The sequence below is a fragment of the Mycobacterium sp. 852013-50091_SCH5140682 genome (assembly GCF_001665685.1).
Classification (GTDB): Bacteria; Actinomycetota; Actinomycetes; order Mycobacteriales; family Mycobacteriaceae; genus Mycobacterium.
Window position 1 is genome coordinate 50,044 of record NZ_LZTB01000126.1, and the last position, 20,013, is coordinate 70,056.

General features: G+C 67.4%; 18 protein-coding genes. 9 read left to right on the forward strand and 9 right to left on the reverse strand.

Features of this window, described 5'->3' with window-relative positions; genetic code table 11:
• Nucleotides 1-7 precede the first annotated feature (7 nt).
• Entirely contained in the window at nucleotides 8-1,483 is a 1,476-nt protein-coding gene (locus A5784_RS33135) for a carboxylesterase/lipase family protein (protein WP_064949103.1), read from the forward strand.
• 86 nt (nucleotides 1,484-1,569) lie between these two features.
• Here the strand turns inward: A5784_RS33135 and A5784_RS33140 are convergent, their stop codons facing one another.
• The gene (locus A5784_RS33140) at nucleotides 1,570-2,076 is read right to left on the reverse strand and encodes an SRPBCC family protein (protein WP_064949104.1); all 507 of its coding nucleotides are present in this window, start codon (nucleotides 2,074-2,076) and stop codon (nucleotides 1,570-1,572) included.
• Between the two features lie 36 nt (nucleotides 2,077-2,112).
• The gene (locus A5784_RS33145; RefSeq protein ID WP_064949173.1) at nucleotides 2,113-2,994 is read right to left on the reverse strand and encodes an oxidoreductase; all 882 of its coding nucleotides are present in this window, start codon (nucleotides 2,992-2,994) and stop codon (nucleotides 2,113-2,115) included.
• A gap of 74 nt (nucleotides 2,995-3,068) precedes the next feature.
• Between A5784_RS33145 and aspS the strand changes: the two genes are divergently transcribed.
• A complete protein-coding gene (gene aspS / locus A5784_RS33150) occupies nucleotides 3,069-4,844 on the forward strand; it encodes an aspartate--tRNA ligase (protein WP_064949105.1) in 1,776 nt (591 codons plus the stop codon).
• Nucleotides 4,841-5,290 (forward strand): nitroreductase family deazaflavin-dependent oxidoreductase, encoded by a 450-nt coding sequence (locus A5784_RS33155; protein WP_064949106.1) that lies wholly within the window; start codon nucleotides 4,841-4,843, stop codon nucleotides 5,288-5,290. The genes aspS and A5784_RS33155 overlap by 4 nt, the downstream gene beginning before the upstream one ends.
• On the opposite strand, the gene A5784_RS33160 is transcribed toward A5784_RS33155, so the two are convergent.
• Genes A5784_RS33160 through A5784_RS33170 form a run of 3 tightly spaced genes read right to left on the reverse strand, consistent with a single transcriptional unit; the run spans nucleotide 5,287 to nucleotide 8,992 of the window.
• Nucleotides 5,287-6,231 (reverse strand): 3-hydroxyacyl-CoA dehydrogenase, encoded by a 945-nt coding sequence (locus A5784_RS33160; RefSeq protein WP_156750921.1) that lies wholly within the window; start codon nucleotides 6,229-6,231, stop codon nucleotides 5,287-5,289. The genes A5784_RS33155 and A5784_RS33160 overlap by 4 nt on opposite strands.
• Complete coding sequence (locus tag A5784_RS33165; RefSeq protein ID WP_064949108.1) at nucleotides 6,231-7,499, reverse strand: iron-containing alcohol dehydrogenase; 1,269 nt, start codon at nucleotides 7,497-7,499, stop codon at nucleotides 6,231-6,233. The genes A5784_RS33160 and A5784_RS33165 overlap by 1 nt, the downstream gene beginning before the upstream one ends.
• Nucleotides 7,496-8,992, reverse strand: coding sequence for an NAD-dependent succinate-semialdehyde dehydrogenase (locus A5784_RS33170; RefSeq protein ID WP_064949109.1), 1,497 nt, complete (start codon nucleotides 8,990-8,992; stop codon nucleotides 7,496-7,498). The genes A5784_RS33165 and A5784_RS33170 overlap by 4 nt, the downstream gene beginning before the upstream one ends.
• Before the next feature lie 178 nt (nucleotides 8,993-9,170).
• Between A5784_RS33170 and A5784_RS33175 the strand changes: the two genes are divergently transcribed.
• Entirely contained in the window at nucleotides 9,171-10,895 is a 1,725-nt protein-coding gene (locus tag A5784_RS33175) for a sigma-54-dependent Fis family transcriptional regulator (protein WP_064949174.1), read from the forward strand.
• Between the two features lie 9 nt (nucleotides 10,896-10,904).
• Here the strand turns inward: A5784_RS33175 and A5784_RS33180 are convergent, their stop codons facing one another.
• Complete coding sequence (locus tag A5784_RS33180; protein WP_064949110.1) at nucleotides 10,905-11,636, reverse strand: SDR family NAD(P)-dependent oxidoreductase; 732 nt, start codon at nucleotides 11,634-11,636, stop codon at nucleotides 10,905-10,907.
• Between the two features lie 144 nt (nucleotides 11,637-11,780).
• Here A5784_RS33180 and A5784_RS33185 point away from each other — a divergent pair, with 144 nt between their 5' ends.
• The 3 genes from A5784_RS33185 to A5784_RS33195 all read left to right on the forward strand — a co-directional run bounded on the left by A5784_RS33185 (nucleotide 11,781) and on the right by A5784_RS33195 (nucleotide 15,441).
• Nucleotides 11,781-12,698: an alpha/beta hydrolase gene (locus A5784_RS33185; RefSeq protein ID WP_232006342.1), complete on the forward strand. Its 918-nt coding sequence runs from the start codon at nucleotides 11,781-11,783 to the stop codon at nucleotides 12,696-12,698.
• Nucleotides 12,699-12,724: 26 nt separating this feature from the next.
• On the forward strand, nucleotides 12,725-14,347 hold the full coding sequence (locus A5784_RS33190) for a flavin-containing monooxygenase (RefSeq protein WP_064949112.1): 1,623 nt from the start codon (nucleotides 12,725-12,727) through the stop codon (nucleotides 14,345-14,347).
• A 92-nt stretch (nucleotides 14,348-14,439) separates the two neighbouring features.
• Nucleotides 14,440-15,441, forward strand: coding sequence for a GlxA family transcriptional regulator (locus A5784_RS33195; RefSeq protein ID WP_064949113.1), 1,002 nt, complete (start codon nucleotides 14,440-14,442; stop codon nucleotides 15,439-15,441).
• A gap of 37 nt (nucleotides 15,442-15,478) precedes the next feature.
• Here A5784_RS33195 and A5784_RS33200 read toward each other — a convergent pair whose 3' ends face one another.
• Nucleotides 15,479-16,117 (reverse strand): HD domain-containing protein, encoded by a 639-nt coding sequence (locus A5784_RS33200; RefSeq protein WP_064949114.1) that lies wholly within the window; start codon nucleotides 16,115-16,117, stop codon nucleotides 15,479-15,481.
• Nucleotides 16,118-16,340: 223 nt separating this feature from the next.
• A complete protein-coding gene (locus A5784_RS33205; protein WP_064949115.1) occupies nucleotides 16,341-17,525 on the reverse strand; it encodes a thiolase family protein in 1,185 nt (394 codons plus the stop codon).
• A gap of 95 nt (nucleotides 17,526-17,620) precedes the next feature.
• Here A5784_RS33205 and A5784_RS33210 point away from each other — a divergent pair, with 95 nt between their 5' ends.
• Nucleotides 17,621-18,094, forward strand: a complete 474-nt coding sequence (locus A5784_RS33210; protein ID WP_064949116.1) for a winged helix-turn-helix transcriptional regulator — start codon at nucleotides 17,621-17,623, stop codon at nucleotides 18,092-18,094.
• A gap of 148 nt (nucleotides 18,095-18,242) precedes the next feature.
• A complete protein-coding gene (locus A5784_RS33215) occupies nucleotides 18,243-19,187 on the forward strand; it encodes a DUF389 domain-containing protein (protein ID WP_064949175.1) in 945 nt (314 codons plus the stop codon).
• Here A5784_RS33215 and A5784_RS33220 read toward each other — a convergent pair whose 3' ends face one another.
• Nucleotides 19,188-19,952, reverse strand: a complete 765-nt coding sequence (locus A5784_RS33220; protein WP_064949117.1) for a GAP family protein — start codon at nucleotides 19,950-19,952, stop codon at nucleotides 19,188-19,190. It abuts the gene before it with no gap.
• Between the last annotated feature and the right edge of the window lie 61 nt (nucleotides 19,953-20,013).

Genomic DNA, 20,013 nt, shown 5'->3' on the forward strand with positions numbered 1-20,013 from the left:
TTCAGGCGTGTCCGTCGTCGCGGAACATCCGACCATCGCCCACACCTCGCTGGGGCGGCTCCGCGGCACCGTCGAGGGCGGTGTCGGGGTGTGGCGAGGTGTCGACTACGCCCAGCAACCCATCGGGCTGCGCCGGTTTCTGGCCCCGCAACCACTGTCCGCATGGACCGGTGTGCGCGATGCCATCGAGCACGGGCCGTTGCCGCCGCAGGGCCGTTCGTTCGTCGGCGGCGGTCGCGACGACCCCAAGATTCGTGACGAAGCCTGCCTGACCGTCACCGTGTGGTCGCCCGATACGACAGGGTCGTTGCCGGTCATGGTGTGGATTCCCGGTGGCGCGTTCGTGTACGGCGCGGGTCAATTGCAGCTCTACAACGGGTCGCGACTGGCCGCCAACGGCAATGTGGTGGTGGTCAACGTCACCTACCGGCTCGGGGTGTTCGGTGGCTTCGAGCTCAGCGATCTTGGCCCCGGCTTCGACGACAACCTCTGTCTGCGTGATCAGCTCGCGGCGCTGCGCTGGGTGCGCGACAACATCGCCGCGTTCGGCGGGGACCCTGACCAGGTCACGGTGTTCGGCGAATCCGCCGGTGCCACCTCGGTGCTGGCGCTGCTGGCCAGCCCGGCCGCGAGCGGACTGTTTGCCCGCGCGATCGCGCAGAGCCCGGCGCTGCCGTTGATCGCCGACCGCGATACGCGCGCCCGCCAGGCGCGGCGCTTCCTGGCCGAGCTCGGTGTCGGAGCCGAAGTAGTCAAGACCTTGCCGCAGCGGCAACTACGTCGCGCGGCCGGACAGTTGCAGCTGGAAAGTGCGCAGCGCACACCGACATTGGCGTACGGGCTGACCTATGGCGTCGACCTGCTGCCTGCGCATCCCATCGAGGCCGCCCGGACCGGTGCGGTCGGCCAGGTGCCGTTGATCATCGGGACCAACAGTCACGAGGCCTCGATGTTCGCGTGGGGCAAGCCTCCGATGCTGCCGACCACCCGGGCGGGCATCCACGCCTTCTTCGCGCGCACCGATCCGTCCGCGGAGTCTCGGGTGCTGGCCGCCTACCCGGATTTTCCGCGCCGCAGTGCGTTGATCGCCATCGGCTCCGATGTCATGTTCGGCGCCCCGACGTGGGCCTTCGCCGACGCCTACAGCGCGCATGCGCCGACTCATGCCTACCGGTTCGACCACACCACCTGGACGCTGAAAGTGCTGGGGCTGGGCGCGACCCACGGCAGCGAGATCGTGCACATCCAGCACAGCTACGCCTCGTACCTCGGCCGCAAACTGCACCCGCTCGGTCGCCGGGTGCAGCCGTCGGTGGGCCGGCGTATGCAGCGCACGTGGCTGGATTTCGCGACTGCTGAAGTTGCTGATTGGCCGCAATACAACACCGCCCGGCGGTTGACCCGGGTCATCCGCTCGACGCGCGATGAAACCGTCGCCGATCCCGACGCGGTCAGGCGAAAGGTGTGGGAAGGCCTGTACTAGCTCGTGGCGTGTGGCACGGTCCGCGAAACAGACGAAAACGTCGCTGAGCGGCCGTGCGCACTGCGTTTGCGTCGATCTCGGCGACGCTAGACGATCGCGAACCGCTTGTCGGTGTAGCGCCGCAGATTGTGCAGAAACCGCTGGAACAACCAGGCCATGACCGGCCCGGCCAGCGTCATGCCGAGCCGGCCCGCGATGCCGCTGGGCTTCATCGCCATCACCCAGGTCAGGTGACAGCCGTCAGCGGTTTCCACGACGCGGTAGTCCTCCGCGAACGCCGAGATCGCATCCGAGGTGCTGGTGTTGAAGCGGAACGCCATGTGGGAGAACGGTTCCCAAGCGAGGAACTCTTCGTTGCCGGTGATGTGGCCGCGCATCGAGACGGTGCGGGTGGTGCCGACGCCGCGGGGTTCGGGGCTGGTCCACTCGACGTTGGTGATCACCGTCGCCCAGTGCGGCCAGGAGGTCTCGTCGGCGAGCACCTCGAAGAGCTGCTCGGGCGTGATCGCCAGGTCGACCGTGCTGACGAAGCGGAACGGCGCGGAGTCGATGAAGTCGAGGTCTACGCGCTCGCAGTCATAGGTCCGGGCCATGGGTAGACACCTTAGGGCAAGGTGTCTACTGATCGGTCAGCCCGGCCCGTCGCCGGCCGCGGCCAGCAGCGGCACAACCACGTCACTGATCGGCGTCGGCAGTCCGTGAGCGGCGCCCTTGCGCCGGATCACGCCGTTGCGGATATCCCACTCCAGCGGCCTGCCGGCTTCGCGGTCGGTCAGCATGGACGTGGTCAGGTCCGCGGGATACCGCGCGAGCATGTCGACGATCTCATCGATCACGGAATCGCCCAGCGTGGCTCCCTCGGCCCGGGCGACGGCAAGGCATTCGGCCAGGTACTCGCGGGCCAGGGCGGCGACGTCGTCGCGCCGGAACATCCCCGAGCGACGGCCGGACAGCACCATCAGTCCGACGACGGCGTTGACCAGCAGTTTGCGCCACGCCGCGCTGAGGAAGTCGGGATCCAATTCCACGGTGTCGGGAGCGAACAATTCGGCCACCGCGCGGGCGGCGGCGTTGTCGGGCAGCACGAGACGCAGCGGATTGCGCAGCCGCACCCAGCCCTGCGGCATCGTCTCGGCGGAGATCCAGATCGCCGCGGGCACCACTGTGGCGGCCGGGCAGTATCGGCCCACCCGCTCGACCTGCTCGACGCCGTTCTGCAGTGCGCACACCACGGTGTCGGAGTCGCACAGCCGGGCCAGCCATGTCGCCGCTGTGGCGTTCTGGGTGTCCTTGACCGCGAGGAACACCACCGCGGCAGGGCCTGCGACAGCGTCCGGGTCGGTGCGCACCGGACCCGGCACGACGATCGCCTCGCCGTCGTCCGGGCGCACGTCGATCGACTCGCGCGGCGTCCGTCCGTACACCTCGACCTGATGCCCGGCAGCGTGCAGATACGCCGCAACTGCCGAGCCGATGGCGCCGGGGCCGACGACCGCGATAGGGGAGTTCACGATCGCCAAGTTACCGGTGCCGACCCACTCTCTAGACTGGTCACTCGTCCCACCCGTCTTAATGAGGAGTATTTGTGCTGCGCAGTCATGCCGCCGGTTCGTTGCGGGCCACCGATGCCGGTCAGACGGTGACGTTGGCGGGTTGGGTGGCGCGTCGCCGTGACCACGGCGGCGTCATCTTCATCGACCTGCGCGACGCGTCCGGTGTGTCGCAGGTGGTGTTCCGCGAGGGTGACGTGCTGGCCGCCGCGCACCGGCTGCGCGCCGAGTTCTGCATCGCCGTCACCGGAGTGGTCGAGGTCCGCCCGGAGGGCAACGAGAACGCCGAGATCCCGACCGGTCAGATCGAGGTCAATGCCACGTCGCTGACCGTGCTGGGGGAGAGCGCACCGCTGCCCTTCCAGCTCGACGAGACCGCCGGAGAGGAAGCGCGCCTCAAGTATCGCTACCTGGACCTGCGTCGTGAGGGCCCGGGCCACGCAATTCGCTTGCGCTCGAAGGTCAACGCGGCCGCGCGCGGCGTGCTGGCCGACCACGACTTCGTGGAGATCGAGACCCCGACCCTGACGCGGTCGACGCCGGAAGGCGCCCGGGACTTCGTGGTGCCCGCGCGCCTGCAGCCCGGCTCGTTCTACGCATTGCCGCAGAGCCCGCAGCTGTTCAAGCAGCTGCTCATGGTCGCCGGGATGGAGCGGTACTACCAGATCGCGCGCTGCTACCGCGACGAGGATTTCCGGGCCGACCGGCAGCCCGAGTTCACCCAGCTCGACATGGAGCTCAGCTTCGTCGAGGCCGATGACGTCATCGCCATCGCCGAAGAGGTGCTGCGGGCCGTGTGGGCGACGATCGGCTACGACCTGCCGCTGCCGCTGCCGCGGATCAGCTACGCCGAGGCCATGCGCCGGTTCGGGTCCGACAAGCCCGACCTGCGGTTCGAGGTCGAACTCGTCGAGTGCACGGAGTACTTCAAGGACACCACGTTCCGGGTGTTCCAGGCGCCCTACGTCGGTGCCGTCGTGATGCCCGGCGGAGCGTCGCAGCCGCGCCGCACACTGGATGGCTGGCAGGAGTTCGCCAAGCAGCGCGGCCACAAGGGTCTGGCATACGTGCTCGTGGGCGAGGACGGCACCCTCGGCGGCCCGGTGGCCAAGAACCTCACCGACGCCGAACGCGACGGGCTGACCGCACACGTCGGCGCCAAGCCCGGTGACTGCATCTTCTTCGCCGCGGGACCGGCCAAGGGGGCCCGGGCACTGCTCGGTGCCACCCGCATCGAGATCGCCAAGCGGCTCGACCTCATCGACCCGAACGCGTGGGCATTCACCTGGGTGGTGGACTTCCCGATGTTCGAGTCCACCGACGAGGCGACTGCTTCCGGTGACGTCGCGGTGGGTTCGGGCGCATGGACGGCCGTGCACCATGCCTTCACCGCGCCGAAGCCCGAGTCGGAGGGCACCTTCGACACCGACCCCGGCAACGCGCTGTCCGACGCCTACGACATCGTCTGCAACGGTAACGAGATCGGTGGCGGGTCGATCCGTATCCATCGCCGCGACCTGCAGGAGCGGGTGTTCGCGATGATGGGCATCAGCCACGACGAGGCTCAGGCCCAGTTCGGATTCCTGTTGGACGCGTTCATGTTTGGGGCACCACCGCACGGCGGTATCGCCTTCGGCTGGGACCGCATCACCGCGTTGCTCGCGGGTGTCGACTCGATCCGCGAGGTCATCGCCTTCCCGAAGTCGGGCGGCGGCGTAGACCCGCTGACCGATGCGCCTGCGCCGATCAGCGCGCAGCAGCGTAAGGAATCCGGAATAGATGCCAAGCCGGAGAAGCTGGACAAAGCATGACCGAAACAGACCAGGAGAAGCTGTTCACCGACCAGGCCGCGCTCGACGCGTTCAACCGTGGCGTGGTCGAGGAATTCCGCGCCAACGGCGGCAAGGTCGGTGGACAGTTCGAGGGTGGCGACCTGCTGTTGCTGCACACCACGGGCGCCAAGTCCGGCAAGCCGCGGCTGACTCCGCTGGCCTACATCACCGTCGAGGGCAAGATGCTCATCGTCGGGTCGTATGCGGGTGCGCCCAAAGATCCGGCGTGGGTGCACAACCTGCGGGCCAACCCGCAGGTGCGCATCGAACTCGGTGCCGAGACCTACGACGCGACCGCCCGTGAGCTGCCCGCCGACGAGCGCGACGCGACGTACCCGAAGCTGACCGAGCTGGCACCGGCGTTCGCCGAGTACCAGGCCAAGACCAGCCGGGCGATCCCGCTGTTCGAGCTCGTCCGGGCCTAAGCGTCGTCCCAGACAGCCTGCAGCCGCATCAACTGCTCGTCACGCCACTGGACTCGCTCATCCCAGTCGGCGAGGTCGAGGATCTGCCTGCGCTGTGCCGTGGCCCCGGCGACCAGGTCCGGGGTCCAGGGATCGTGCTGTCCACGTTCGGCACCCATCCGCTGGTAGGCCGGACCCATCTTCTCGGCATGAGATTGCAGGCCGCCACGGGTGTTCAGGTCCGCGGTTTCGAACGGGCCGATGACGCTCCAGCGGCGGCCGAGCCCGGCGCGCACCACCTCGTCGATGTCGTCGACCGTGGCCACCCCGTCGCGCAGCAGGCAGTACGCCTCCCGTAGCAGCGCGCCCTGCAGCCGGTTGAAGATGAACCCCTCGACCTCCCGCCGGACCAGCACCGGGCGCAGGCCCACGGACCGGTAGACGGCCACGACGCGGTCGACGATGGCGGGCGCCGTCACCGCCGACGGCACGATCTCGATGACCGGCAGCAGGTACGGCGGGTTGCCCGGATGACCGACCAGGATCCGTTGTGTGACGTCGTCCGGCAGTCCTGCCCCGAGTTCGGTGGGAACGATCGCCGATGTGGAGCTGACGATCGGAATGTCGCCGGCCGTGTATGACGCGGCCTGGTGCAGCAAGGGCCGTTTGATGTCGGTGCGTTCCGGGGCACACTCCTGAACGAAGCCGACATCCGACAGGGCATCCGGCAGATCGGTGGTGAACCGGATGCGGTCAGCCACTGCTCGCGGTGGTTGGGCGATGCGGCCGAACGCGTGCAGCTGTTCGAGGCGACGCGCCAGTTCGGCCTCGAAGCGCTGCTGGGCCGTTGCCACCGGGTCGTAGACCCGGACCTGAGAACCTTTGCCGGCGAACAGGATTGCGAACGAAACGCCGATCGATCCGGCACCCAACACCGCAACGTCTGGGGTGTGCGGGCTCATCAGTGCCACCAGGAGAGGTCGCCGTCGTAGCCGCGTTCGAGGATGCCGACGACGGAATCCACAGTCAGCTCCCGCGGATTGTTGGCGGTCAGCCGGGTGGCCAGCATGGCCTGCTCGGCGACGAAGTCGAAATCGTGCCGTTGCAGACCCAGGGTGCGCAGATCCAGTGGGGCGCCGAGCGAGGTCAGTATCGCCTCGATCCGTTCGATCGCCCGATGTGCTTGTGTCAGTTCGGGATCCGTCGGTGATGCGACGCCGAGGAGGCGCCCGATCTCGGCGAACTCCGGTATCCGGGTGGGCAGGTTGTAGCGCATCACGTATGGCAGCAGGGCGCTGATGCCGAATCCGTGCGGCGTATGTGTGAGGTTGCCTATCGGCGACTGGATGGCATGCGCGCCTGCGGTTCCCGCGGTGTTGATCGCCATGCCTGCGCAGTAGGCACCGAACAATGTGTCCGATCGCGCTTGCAGATCCCCGGGTGCGGCCGCCACGGCGGGCAGCGATGTGTTGAGCAACGCCAGACCTGTGCGCGCGTAGGTGTCGGCGAGCAGGTTCTTTCCGGCGTAGAGCTTGGTCGCGAGATCGTCGGCGGACGGGTTCTTGGCCCGGCCGGTGAACGATTCGACGAGATGGGACAGCGCGTCGGCGCCGGCGGCCGCGGTCAGCCCGGGCGGGCAGGTCAATGTCAACTCGGGATCGATCACGGCGGCATAGGCCTCCAGATGGGGACTGGCGACACCCACCTTCATCGCCTTGTCCTCGTCGTAGACCACCGAGATGCAGGTGACTTCGGCACCGGTACCACCGGTGGTGGGGACGGTGATGACGGGACATCCAGGCCCAGGCACCACAAATTCGCCGTAGTAATCCCGAACATCGCCGCCGTGGGCGAGCACGATCGAGGCCACCTTCGCCAGGTCCATGCACGAACCGCCGCCGATGCCGACGATCGCGTCGATGTCGGCAGCGCCGAACCGCTCGACGATGTCGATGACGTTGCGGCGGGGCAGATCCGGTTCGGTCCCGGCGTAGACCACCGCGGTGACCCCACACTCGGTGAGGCCGTCGACGATGGCAATGAACTCGGGGCTCTCGGCCATCCGGGCATCGGTGACCATCAGCACGTGCTCGGCGATGCCCGCCACCAACTGGGGGATCTGCCTGCGTTGCCCGGGTCCGAAGAGCACCGTGGTCGGCTGGCGTAGCAGGCCGAGCCCGAGCTCGTTCACGGTGCGTCGCGGCGCGACCGCGGTCATCGGTGTGCTCATTTCAGCCCTGCTTCCTCGTTGACGGTGACGGCCAGGTACTTGGGTTCCAGGTAGTCGTAGATCGCGTCGTGGCCGCCTTCGCGGCCCAGGCCGGAGGCTTTGCTGCCGCCGAACGCCGCTGCCGGGTCGGCCATGATGCCGCGGTTGATGCCGACCATGCCGAAGTCGAGGTGCTCACCGACGGTCAGGGCCCGCGACAGGTCTGCGGTGAACACGTAGGCGGCCAGCCCGTAGCGCGTGGCGTTGGCGAACTCGACGGCCTCGGCGGTGGAACCGACCTGATAGATGGTGGCCACCGGGGCGAACAGCTCGCGGTCGCACAGCTCGGCCGGCCGGCCGGAAACGCGGAAGACGGTGGGCGCGAAGAAGTATCCGTCGCCCGGCAGGGCCGCCCCGCCGGTCAGCAGCTCGGTGTCCAGGCCCAGCAAGGTGGCCACCAGATCGGTCACCCCGTCGAGCTGCTGGGCGGAGATGATGGGGCCGACGTCGACGCCGTCGTCGAAGCCGTTGCCCACCTTGAGTTGTTCGGTGAGCTCGACGAACCGGGCGGTGAACTGCTCGGCGACGGCGCTGTGCACGATGATCCGGTTGGCCGCCACGCAGGCCTGCCCGGCGTTACGGAACTTGCACACCACCGCCTGCTGCGCGGCGAGCTCGACATCGGCGTCGTCGAGCACGATGAACGGTCCGTCGCCGCCGAGCTCCATCGACGCGTTGACGATGCCCGGCGCCGCCTGAGCCAGCAACGTGGAGCCGACGCCGGTGGAACCGGTGAAGCTGATCTTGCGCAGCCGCGGGTCGGCCATCAGGGCTGCCGACACCGCACCCGACGATGTGGTGTGCACGAGGTTGATCACGCCGTCGGGGAATCCGGCCTCATGCAGTGTCTCGACGAATAACGCGCAGGTCAGCGGGGTCTCCTTGGCGGATTTCACCACCACCGGGCAGCCCGCAGCCAGGGCCGCGCCGGCCTTGCGGGCGATCATCAGCATCGGGAAATTCCACGGTGTGATCAGTAATGCGGGTCCGACCGGTTGGTGGGTGGTGACGACGCGGTAGCCGCCGTGGGAGGCCGGTGCGTACGTGCCGTGCACATGGGCGATCTGCTCGGTGTACCAGAGGAAGAACTCGGCCGACAGCTTGAACTCGGCCCGAGACTCCGCCAGGGGTTTACCGCTTTCGGCGGTCATCACCTCGGCGAAGGTCTCCGCCTTGGTCAGCAGCAGGCGGTGGGCGGCGCCGAACAGATCGGCGCGGGCTCGTGGCGACATCTGACGCCATGTCGTGCGGGCCTCGTGGGCGGCATCGAGCGCCGCGAGGGCATCGGCGGGCCCGCCCTCGCAGACCCGCGCGATCGTGGCGCCGGTGGCGGGGTCGATGACGTCGAAGGTCGAATCTGTTGTGTGCCAATGCCCGCCGATGAACAGGCCGGTGGGTATGCGCTGGTCGCGTACGGCTGCGACGGTGGGAGAGCTGGCCAGGGTTGTCGTCATGCGGTCAACGTAGGGGCGCCCCGCCAGGAATCCTGGCACTGACTCTTTTTGAGACAGTAGCGGTCGGTGGCGCAGCGCGGATTACCGTAGGTTGTGTGATCCAGATCTCCCTGCGGCACCAGGTGCCGGTTCGACCCGCACCGGCGTGCCGGGAGTCCGCGTGATGCGAGGAGTGCCGGTGTCCGGACAGCGCAGCGACGCCCGCATCGAGGACATCCGCGCCCAGTTCCTGGCCGCCGCCGAACCAGGCCGTGCGGTCCCGGCCGAGTTGCTCGACTCGTGGCGACGGTCGAAAGCCGCGCTCGGCACGCCGACGAACGTCCGCGATGTGCCCCACGTGGACGAGGATCTGCTCGACAACCACCTGCTGGAGATGTTCCAGGCCCCGCTCTCGCGGGTCGCCGAGGATCTGGGCGACTCGGGAATGGGGTTGCTGCTGGCCGACGCGGAAGGGCGCATCCTGCAGCGCTGGTCGCACGACGCGTCGGCGATGAACTACCTCGACCGCCTCGGCACTGTGCGGGGCGCGGTGCTCGCCGAGGACATCGTCGGGACCAACGGTGTCGGCACGGTGATCGCGGCAGGTAAGAGCGTCCAGATTTCCGGCGCCGAGCATTTCGCTGAGTTGTACCGCACCGCGCTGTGTACCGGTGCGCCGGTGTGGCATCCGATCTCGGGCAAACTCCTTGCCGTGGTGACGGTTTCGACCGCGGTCAGCGAACGCAGCGGCTTGCTGCTGCCGTTGACGAATTCCGTTGCCGCGCAGCTCGAGCAACATGTGCTCGATGTCGCCCAGCCGGCTGCCCGCGCGATGCTGGCGGCGTTCCTGGAATCTTCGTCGCGGCACGCCGGTCCTGTGGTGGCATTCGGGCCCGACGGGTTGGCCATGCGCAGCCGCCGTGCCGGTGAACTCACCCAGACCGACGTCGACATGATCAATCATCTGTGCACCGGCATTCGCCGGGATACCAGTGTGGCTGCGGAGTTGTCGATCGGTCCCACCATGATCGACGTCAGCGCGCTCGACGCCGGCGCCGGGGTGGTGGCCGCGCTGCGCCCGGCACCGCGCTCGACACACGGTGGGGTGGCGGTGAAAGCGACCGGGCTGGTCGGACAGTCCAAATCCTGGCGTGCCGTCGCCCACCATGTCAGCAGACAGATCGTCGCGCGCCGGACATTGCTGATCGCCGGTGAATCCGGCACCGGTAAAACATCATTGGCGTTGGGCAGGCCCTTCGTACCCGGCGCACCCACCGACGGTGCTGTCGTGCTGCACGCCGCCGAACGGCAGATCACCGGGGATCAGGCCTGGCTTCAGCGTCTCGGGGACGCGGTGCAGGCCGACGGATCGGTCATCATCCGCGGTGTCGAACAGCTCGACGGTCAGACGCTTGCGGTGGTGCACGCGGTGATCGACGCCCAGCAGGGCCGGGTCCCGATCTTGCTCACCATGACCGCCGCCGGCGACCGGGAGGCCGACGCGATGGCGACCCGGCTCGGCGTGCCGATGGTCTGGGTGCCACCGCTGCGCGAACGTACCTCCGATATCGGAGTGCTGTGGAATGCCCTTGTCACGCAAAGGGTTCCCGGGTTGAGGCTGACACTGAGCGACGGAGCGCGCCTGGCGCTCGAAGCGGCCGGCTGGCCGGCCAACCTCGCCGAGCTGCGCGGGGTGGTCGATGCGGTCGCCGCATCCGGAAAACGGGGCATCGTGGAGGTCGACGACCTGCCCGACGCGCTGCGCAGCCGCCGCGCGTGGTCGATGATGGAGCGCACCGAGATGGAGGCCATCCGCCGCGCGCTGCGGGAAGCCGACGGAAACCGGTCACGCGCGGCGGAACTGCTCGGGGTCTCGCGGGCGACGATTCACCGAAAGATGAAGAGCTACCACATCTCCGGCTGAACCCGACGGCTACTGAGCGAGGTAGCCGCCGTCGATCACCAGCTCCGAACCCGTCACGAAACTCGCCTCATCGGAGGCCAGAAACACGACGCCGTTGGCGATCTCGTCGGGTGTGCCCGCCCGGCCCATCGGCGTCTGCCCGATCACATACTCGTTGATCTCCGACTCCTGGGCCTCGGTGAGCGGTGTGCGGATGAAACCCGGGTGGACCGAGTTGACCCGCACATTGTCTTTGGCGTAGCTGACGGCGGCACTCTTGGACATGTTGCGGATCGCGCCTTTCGTCGCGTGGTAGGCGTGTGCACCGGACACTGCGGCAGATCCCCAGATCGAGGAGATGTTGATGATCGACCCGTAGTGCCGGTCCACCATGTGCGGGATCACCTCGCGCATGCCCAGCCAGGTCCCGGTCTGGTTGGTGGCCACCACCCGTTCCCAATCGGCGACGGTGAGCTCGTGCAGCGCCTGATAGGCGATGATTCCGGCATTGTTCACCAGCACGTCGATACGGCCATGCTGGGCAACGGTTTCCGCTACCACCGAGGCCCAGTCGTCCTCGCAGGACACGTCGAGTTGCCGGTAGGAGATCGAGTCCGAACGTGGCCCGAACGACTCGTCGGTCTTCGACCGGCCGGTGGCCACGGTCACCGCACCCTCCCGCGCGAACGCCTCGGCGATCGCATATCCGATGCCCCGGCACGACCCGGTGACGATGGCGACTTTGCCGTCCAGACGGTTCATGTTGTTCCCTTCTGCGGTATCCGACTGCGCTGAAGCCAACCGCCGCCGGGCCCAGCTGATCCGGGGTGCGTCACGCTGATACAGCGGTGCGTCATTTTGCGACACCTCATCGGGAGCGCCGTGATCGCGCCCACACTTTCGGCCATGTCGATCAATCAGCCGAATGACCCGTTGGGTGCCATCTACGCGGAGTGGACGCAGGAGTTCGTCGCTCATCCCGATATGTCGTTGCGCTTGATGCGCTGGGTGTTCGAGGACTGGCAGCGCGTCACAGCCGAACCGGAGGACGTGACGTACGCGTCGACCGAGATCGGTGGAGTGCCAGGCATTCTGGTCAAACCCCTGGACGCCGATCCCCGCCAGATGCTGGTGGCGCTGCACGGCGGCGGGTTCGCGCTGGGCTCGTCGGCGAGCCATCGCAAGCTGGCCGGGCACCTGGCCCGGGCCTGCGGCGCCTATGCGTTCGTCGCGGATTTCCGGCTGGCCCCCGAGCACCCATACCCCGCCCAGATCGAGGACACCATCGCGGTGTACGACGCCCTGGTCGCCGCGGGCACCGCGCCGGGCGCCATCACCTTCGTCGGGGACAGTGCCGGGGCGAACATCGCGATCGCCACCACCCTGCGACTGCTGCGCGACGGCGCCACCACACCGGGCCAGGTCATGGTGATCTCACCGTGGCTCGACATGGAGAACGGTGGCAGCACCATCGAAACCAACGACGATTCTGATTTTCTGATCACCCGGGAAGGCTTGCAGGGCAACATCGACCGGTATCTCTCCGGTGGCGCGAGCCCGACCGACCCGCTGGTCAATCCGCTGTACGCGGATTTCACCGGTTTCCCCCGGCTCTACATCACCGCATCCGACAGCGAGTCGCTGTACGCCGATGCCACCCGATTGGCGGAGCGGGCCCGGGCGGCGGGAGTCGACGTCACATTCGACGTCGCGTCCGGTGAGCAGCACGTGTTCCCGCTGCAGGCCGGTGTGCTGCCGGCCGCCGACGCGTCCATCACCGCCATGGCCGCCTGGCATCGCGCCGTCAAGCCTCTGACCGTCTGATCCGCCCCGACAACGAAGGACTTCCCATGAACAACAACGACTTCGACGCCATCGTCATCGGTGCCGGCTTCTCCGGGCTGGCGATCCTGCATCATCTCCGCGAGATCGGTCTGCGGACCGTCGTGCTCGACGCACAGGACGGCATCGGCGGAACCTGGTGGGGCAACCGGTATCCGGGGGTGCGCACCGACAGCGAGTTCAGTTACTACTCGTTCTCCTTCTCCAAGGAGGTGCGCGAGGAGTGGTCGTGGACGCAGCGCTACCCGGCCGGCCAGGAAGTGCTGGAGTACCTCAACTTCGTGGCCGATCGGCTGGACCTGCGCCGCGACATCCGGCTCAACACACGGGTGGAGTCGGCCCGCTACGACGAGGACGCCAACGTCTGGGTGGTCACCACGGCGGATGGCCAGACCCTGGCCGCGAAGTATCTGGTCAGCGGTATGGGTGTGCTGTCGCAGGCGATCTACCCCGACATCGCGGGCATCGAGTCCTTCGCCGGGCACAAGTACCACACCGCGTACTGGCCGCGGGAGGGCGTCGACCTGGCCGGCAAACGGGTCGGGTTGATCGGCCTCGGCGCGTCCGGCATCCAGGTGGTGCCGACGATCGCCCCCGAGGTCGGCGAGTTCTACGTGTTCCAGCGCACCCCGAACTTCGTGGTGGAGACCACGAACGACCCGGTGACGCCCGAGCAGATGGACTGGGTGCGGGCCAATTACGACGCCATCTACGAGAAGGCCGCCAATCATCCGTTCGGTGTCGCAATGGAGCCGGCCGAATTCGGTGCGCTGGAGGTCAGTGCCGAGGAACGACGCCGGATCTTCGAAAGCAAGTGGAACGAGGGCGGTTTCCACTTCGCCAACGAGTGCTTCAACGATCTGGCCACCAATCACGAGGCCAGCGAGCTGGCGTCGGAGTTCATCCGGTCCAAGATCCGGGAGATCGTCAAAGATCCTGCGACCGCCGAACTGCTGTGCCCCACCACGTATTCGTTCAACGGCAAACGCGTGCCGACCGGGCACGGTTACTACAACGCCTTCAACCTCGACCACGTTCACCTCATCGACACCGCGTCGGAGCCGATCACCGCGATCACCCCACGGGGCGTGGTGGTGGGGGAGCGTGAGTACGAACTCGACGTGCTGATCTTCGCCACCGGGTTCGACGCCATGACCGGGACGCTGACCAACATCGACATCATCGGCCGGGATGGAATCACCTTGCGGGACAAGTGGGCACGTGACGGCCTGCGGTCCAACCTCGGTATCGGCGCGCACGGTTTCCCGAACTTCTTCATGTCCCTCGGGCCGCAGACACCGTATTCCAACCTGGTCGTCCCGATTCAGCTCGGCGCGCAATGGTTGCAGCGGGCACTGCGGTGGGCCCAGGACAACGGCATCGAACGCCTCGAGGCCACCCCCGAATCGGAGGAGTGGTGGGCGACCGAAACCGAGCGGGCCGGCAAGGCCACCGTCATGTACACCGAGGGCAAGAAGGCCAAGGCATGGTTCCTCGGCGAAAACGTGCCGGGCAAGCCCGAGGAGTTCCAGGTCTACATGGGCGGAGGTCAGGTGTACCAACGGTTCTGCCGTGACGTCGAGGACAACGGCTACGAGTCGTTCCGGGTCGACGCCTGCGTGGTGGTCTAGCCGCGGGGCGAGAGCGGGGCTTGGCCCTGACTCACCTCAATTACGCGGGTAGGACCCGCCGGGCGAGTGACGGAGGCGGCGATAATCGGCTGATGTCTGCGCGTTCGTCCGTCGCACCCCACACGGTCCCGCGCCGCGTCGCGATTCTCGTCTACGACGGTGTCACCCTGCTCGACGTCGCGGGCCCGGCCGAGGTGTTCAAGGAGGCCAACGAGTACGGGGCCGACTACCGGATCGTATTGCTTTCCCCGACAGGCGATGACGTCACGTCGAACCTCGGATTCAGGGTCGCGGTCGACGGCGCCGTTTCCGCCGAGCCCGCCCCCGACACCTACCTGGTGCCCGGTTCCGACCGCTATCCGCGCACACCTGTGCCGCGACACCTCGCGGAAGCCGCGCGGATGCCGGCGGCTGGAGCGCGTCGGGTCGCGTCGATTTGTACCGGCGCGTTCATCCTGGCCGCTGCGGGCCTGCTGGCCGGGAAGCGTGCGACGACACACTGGCGGGCGACCGGTCAGCTCGCCGCCCGCTGCCCGACATGCCGTGTCGAACCCGACGCGATCTACGTCCGTGACGGCAGCACATACACCTCGGCCGGGGTGACCGCCGGAATCGATCTGGCTCTCGCGCTCGTCGAGGAAGACCACGGGCCGGACGTGACCCGCGACGTCGCCCGGGCCCTGGTGGTCTACATGCAGCGTTCCGGCGGTCAGTCGCAGTTCTCCGCCCCACTGCAGGGACCGCCGCCCCGGTCTCCGGCGTTGCGTACGGTGACCGACCTGGTGACGGCGAACCCGCAGGACAATCACTCGCTCGATGCGCTCGCGAAGCACCTGCATATGAGTACCCGGCACCTCACCAGGCTCTTCCACGAGGAGCTGTCCACGACACCGGCGCGCTACGTGGAGAACATCCGCTTCGACATGGCCAGGGCGCTGCTCGACCGAGGGCACACCGCAACGCAAGCTGCGGCTCTGGCGGGGTTTCCCAGCTACGAGAGCATGCGCCGGGTCTTCGCGAGAAAACTATCGATCAGCCCCGCGGCCTACCAGCGCCGGTTCAGCACCGCACGCCGCGCCGGGGCCGACGAGTAGCGGATAGGAGATGACCCGCCGTCTTGACCCGTTCCGGTCAACTCGGCCAGGCCGAGCCGAGCATCCGCTCGACAGTGGTGGTGCGCCGAAAACCAGGAAGGAAGTGCTCCACAACGTCGACGTTGACGGTTCCGTTTGTCGTGTTCGGGCGGTTCTTCAACCCATCGAAATAGGCTTGCAGGAACTCGTTTTTGAAATCGCCTCGCGGGTGGGTGGCGAGGATTTCGGCCACCTGATCATCGTGGAGCCCGTCTAGTCCGAAACCGACGACGTCAGTCAGCACCCCGAGATACATGGTGGCGATCTCCGGGCCCATGCGGTCGGGGATTCCCGGTGTCGTGTGCAGGGCGATAGCCGTCCAGACCGTTTCGGCGGCCGCGGCGGAGAAGCCGCGTTCGAGCAGGAACTGGCGCCCGTGGTCGGCGCCGTCGACCTCGAAACGCTGTTCTGCGTCGGAGAACGGCCGCTGCAGACCGGTGTCATGGAACATGGCGGCCAGGTAGAGCAGTTCGGGATCAGGTGTTACACCTAGCCGCCGGGCATGTATCTGGGCGAAAAAGTAGACCCGACGGGAGTGATGGTAGATCAGTGGGCTGCTGGTCTCGCAGATGAGGTGAGTCGCTTCGGTGACGGCAGCGGTGTCGGGAACCTCAACTCCGGCAATGATTTCTGACATGGGTTCGCTGCTTTCTGTTGGTGACGGTCAGCGTGGGTATGCCATCCATGCTCACCTTCACCACCTCGTCGGCGCTGCCTTCGTTCGGCCAGAAAACCCTCAAATGTGGACGTGTCACCGCCGCAAATTGCGACACCTCGCGGTGCCCCGACCGCAACGACATTCCCGGTCGTCAAGGTGTGCGCTCGACGACCGGGAATGCAGTTCCGCAGGGACCGAAGGACTACAGCCGCTCGATGATGGTGGCGTTGGCCATGCCGCCCGCCTCGCACATGGTCTGCAGGCCGTAGCGTCCTCCGCGCTGTTCGAGCGCGTTGACCAACGTCGTCATGAGCCGCGCGCCGCTGGCGCCCAGTGGGTGGCCGATGGCGATGGCCCCGCCGTTGACGTTGGTCTTCGCCAGGTCAGCGCCGACGTCGGCAGCCCAGGCCAGCACGACCGGGGCGAACGCCTCGTTCACCTCGAACAGATCGATGTCGTCTACCGTCAGACCCGCACGCGCCAGCACCTTTTCGGTGGCGGGGATGACGCCGGTCAGCATGTAGAGCGGATCCGAGCCGACCACTGTGGCGGTGTGAATGCGTGCCAAGGGCTTGAGTCCCAGCCGCTTGGCGGTGTCGCTGCTGGTGATCATGACCGCGGCGCTGCCGTCTGATAGCGGCGAGGAGTTGCCTGCGGTGATCTCCCAGTTGATCTGCGGGAAGCGTGCCGCATAGGCCTCGTTGTAGAACGCCGGCTTGAGCGCTGCGAGCGTCTCGACGGTGGTGCCGGGCCGGACGATTTCGTCGGTGGTCAGACCCGCGATCGGGACGAGCTCGTTGTCGAACAGGCCCGCTTTGGTGGCGGCCGCGGCTTTCTCGTGACTGCCTGCCGAGAAGTCATCGAGCTGGGTGCGGGAGAAACCCCACTTGGCGGCGATGAGCTCGGCGCTGATTCCTTGCGGCACAAGCCCTTCGGAGTAGCGCTGGGCGAAAGCGTCGCCGAACGGGTCGCTGCCCGGCAGGATGTTGGTGCCCATGCGAACCCGCCCCATCGACTCCACGCCGGCGGCGATCACGATGTCGTAGGCACCCGCAACCACGCCCTGGGCGGCGAAGCTGATGGCCTGCTGCGAACTGCCGCACTGCCGGTCCACCGTGGTCCCGGGCACGCTCTCCGGGAAGCCCGCGCCGAGCAGGGCGTTGCGGGCGATATTGGCGGCCTGATCGCCCACCTGGGTAACCGCGCCGCTGATGACGTCGTCGATCTGCGCCGGATCGATGCCGGTGCGATCCACCAGCTCGCGCAGGCTGTGGGCGAGCAGGTCCGCCGACTTCACCCCGTGCAGGGCGCCGTTCGCCTTGCCTTTGCCGATCGGGGTGCGCACCGCACCGACGATCACGGCCTCCCGGCCTGAATATCCGGACATGGTTGCCTCCTGAGTCTCAGCGCTGAGTACTGCTGTCTATACTCAGATGTAACATCTGAGTTCAGTTCCAACAACCCAGCGATAGAGTGATGTGCATGACAGTCCTGCAGGGCGCACTCGCCGACCGTGATGCCTGGTCGGCGGTGGGGCGTTGCCCGATCGAGAAGACAATGGCCCTCGTCGGCACCAAATCGGCGATGCTGATCATGCGCGAGGCCTACTACGGCACCACCCGGTTCGACGACTTCTGGAGACGCGTCGGCGTCACCAAGGCGGCCGCGTCGGCACGGTTGAGCGACCTGGTCGAGGCGGGGCTGCTGGAGCGCAGGCCCTATCAAGAGCCGGGGCAGCGGGTGCGCGACGAGTACGTGCTCACGCAGGCCGGCAGGGATTTCATGCCCGTGGTATGGGCGCTGTTCGAGTGGGGACGCCGCCACCTACCCACTGACTCACCGCTGCGACTGGCTCACGCCGGATGCGGCGCCGAGGCCACGGTCGAGATACGTTGCGACGAAGGGCATCTCGTGCCGCCTGACGAACTCGTCGTCCGAATCGGCAAGTCGAAGTAGCCGGCCGGGCTACGGTTGTCCGCCGGCCAGGAAAGTCCGCACCCGAGTCTTGGGTGTCTGGGCCAGCCATGATTCGGTGATCGGCTCGGTCAGCTCCGGCACGTCAATTGCCGACAGCCGCCATGTAGCCGAACGCTACTCTCGGGCCGTGTTGCACCTCCGCGTGATCGCACCCGCCGAACTGCGCAATCCGATCCTCAACGTCCTGCAGCGAGAACCCGGTGTCACCCACATCGTGCTGCATCCCAACGCGGCCGTGGAGCCCGCCGGTGACGAGATCACCGCCGACATCGCCCGGGAAGCCGCCAATGACGTTGTGGAACGGCTCAAGTCGCTCGATGTGCAGAATCTCGGCGCGATCACGCTGGAAGTGCTCGACACCGTGTTGTCCAGTGCGGCCTACCACGCCGAGGATGCCGCTGACGGCGATGCCGCCGACGCGGTCGTCTGGGATGAACTCGTGGCCCGTACGCGCGACGAATCCCAGTTGAACATCACGTTCCTGCTGTTCCTGTGCATCGCGTGCCTGCTCGCCGCGGTGGGCGTGCTCACCGACTCGCCGGTCACCGTCGTCGGGGCGATGGTCGTCGGCCCCGAATTCGGGCCCCTCGCCGCATTGGCGGTCGCGCTGGTGCGCCGCCGCATGTCGCTGGCGCGGCGCGCTTCGGCGGCACTGCTGATCGGCTTCCCGGTGGCCATGGCCGTCACCGCAGGCGCCACGCTGGGGTTCGAGGCCCTGGGCTGGGTGGAACTGACCAGCACGCGCGAGCTGCACGACGTCGATTTCATCTTCCAGGTCGGGCCGTTCTCGTTCGTCGTGGCGCTGCTGGCGGGTGCCGCGGGAATGCTGTCGTTGGTGTCGGCGAAATCAGCGGCGTTGGTCGGTGTGTTCATCTCGGTCACGACGGTGCCCGCGGCCGGCTTCGCGGTGGTGGCCGCCACGATGGGGGACTGGGACATCGCTGCCCAGTCGGTCGCGCAGCTTGCTGTCAACCTCGTCGGCATCACGATCGCCGGCGTGCTGGTGCTGGCGGTGTACCGCCGGCTGCAAACGGCAAAAGAGTCGGGCGGACGGCGTACCGCCAACGTGTGATCACAAGTGGCTGATGCCCAAGCCGACGAAGAACACGCCGACAGCGCCGGCGATCACCGCGACCACCAGCCGGTGGTGGATCTTCATCCAGGCGTACAGCCGCTCGACGCCCGAGCGGGTGGCGTCGGGCGCGATCCAGAAACTCAGGATCGGGATCAGCGCCCCGGAGAACGCGACCAGGTTGAAGGTCACCAGTGCACTCAACTGCTGGCCGACCGCCGTGCCCGAGGTGAGTACCGCCGCGATGGCGCCCAGGTAGTACGGCGAGGGAATGCCGTTGCTCAGGCCCAGCAGCCCCGCCGCCCACGCGGCCTCGCCGCGCAGCGCGGCCTTGATGCTCTCGGGCAGTTTCGAGACCACGGGCAGGGAGTCCAGCGTCGGCGGTTGCACCGGCCCGGCGGGCGAGGGCTCCGTCGTCGGATCACCCGAGTGGTCGCCGACGCCGGCAGGCACGGCCACGCGCTTGTTGCGGACCCGGTGGAACAGCCGTTCCAGCAGGCCGGTGGCCGACAACACGGCGATGAGGCCCGCCACGACGCCGATCGTGATCTCGATTCCGGGGTGCACTGTGCGGTCACCGAGCGCGCTCTCCCGGAACACGAACACCACGGCCACGGCGACGGCAACGTTCGAGGTGAAACCGGCGAGGAAGAACGGCAGCAACAACCGGACGGGTCGCGCGCGCGACACCATGTAAGCGATGACCCCGATGCGCAACGGGTCGGTTGCGGCCACGAGAGCCATCACCAGCACCGTGCTCCACATGCGGGCGGGCCCATCCTTTCCTCAGCTATCTCCTGCTGATTGAACCAGCGTGCGCCGGATA

Coding starts and splice junctions, on each gene's coding strand:
- A5784_RS33195 (WP_064949113.1), top strand. CDS start 14,440: ATGTCTGCGCGTTCGTCCGTCGCACCCCACACGGTCCCGCGCCGCGTC.
- A5784_RS33220 (WP_064949117.1), bottom strand. CDS start 19,952: ATGTGGAGCACGGTGCTGGTGATGGCTCTCGTGGCCGCAACCGACCCG.
- A5784_RS33170 (WP_064949109.1), bottom strand. CDS start 8,992: ATGACGACAACCCTGGCCAGCTCTCCCACCGTCGCAGCCGTACGCGAC.
- A5784_RS33155 (WP_064949106.1), top strand. CDS start 4,841: ATGACCGAAACAGACCAGGAGAAGCTGTTCACCGACCAGGCCGCGCTC.
- A5784_RS33210 (WP_064949116.1), top strand. CDS start 17,621: ATGACAGTCCTGCAGGGCGCACTCGCCGACCGTGATGCCTGGTCGGCG.
- A5784_RS33165 (WP_064949108.1), bottom strand. CDS start 7,499: ATGAGCACACCGATGACCGCGGTCGCGCCGCGACGCACCGTGAACGAG.
- A5784_RS33140 (WP_064949104.1), bottom strand. CDS start 2,076: ATGGCCCGGACCTATGACTGCGAGCGCGTAGACCTCGACTTCATCGAC.
- A5784_RS33205 (WP_064949115.1), bottom strand. CDS start 17,525: ATGTCCGGATATTCAGGCCGGGAGGCCGTGATCGTCGGTGCGGTGCGC.
- A5784_RS33190 (WP_064949112.1), top strand. CDS start 12,725: ATGAACAACAACGACTTCGACGCCATCGTCATCGGTGCCGGCTTCTCC.
- A5784_RS33185 (WP_232006342.1), top strand. CDS start 11,781: ATGTCGATCAATCAGCCGAATGACCCGTTGGGTGCCATCTACGCGGAG.
- A5784_RS33160 (WP_156750921.1), bottom strand. CDS start 6,231: ATGAGCCCGCACACCCCAGACGTTGCGGTGTTGGGTGCCGGATCGATC.
- A5784_RS33180 (WP_064949110.1), bottom strand. CDS start 11,636: ATGAACCGTCTGGACGGCAAAGTCGCCATCGTCACCGGGTCGTGCCGG.
- A5784_RS33200 (WP_064949114.1), bottom strand. CDS start 16,117: ATGTCAGAAATCATTGCCGGAGTTGAGGTTCCCGACACCGCTGCCGTC.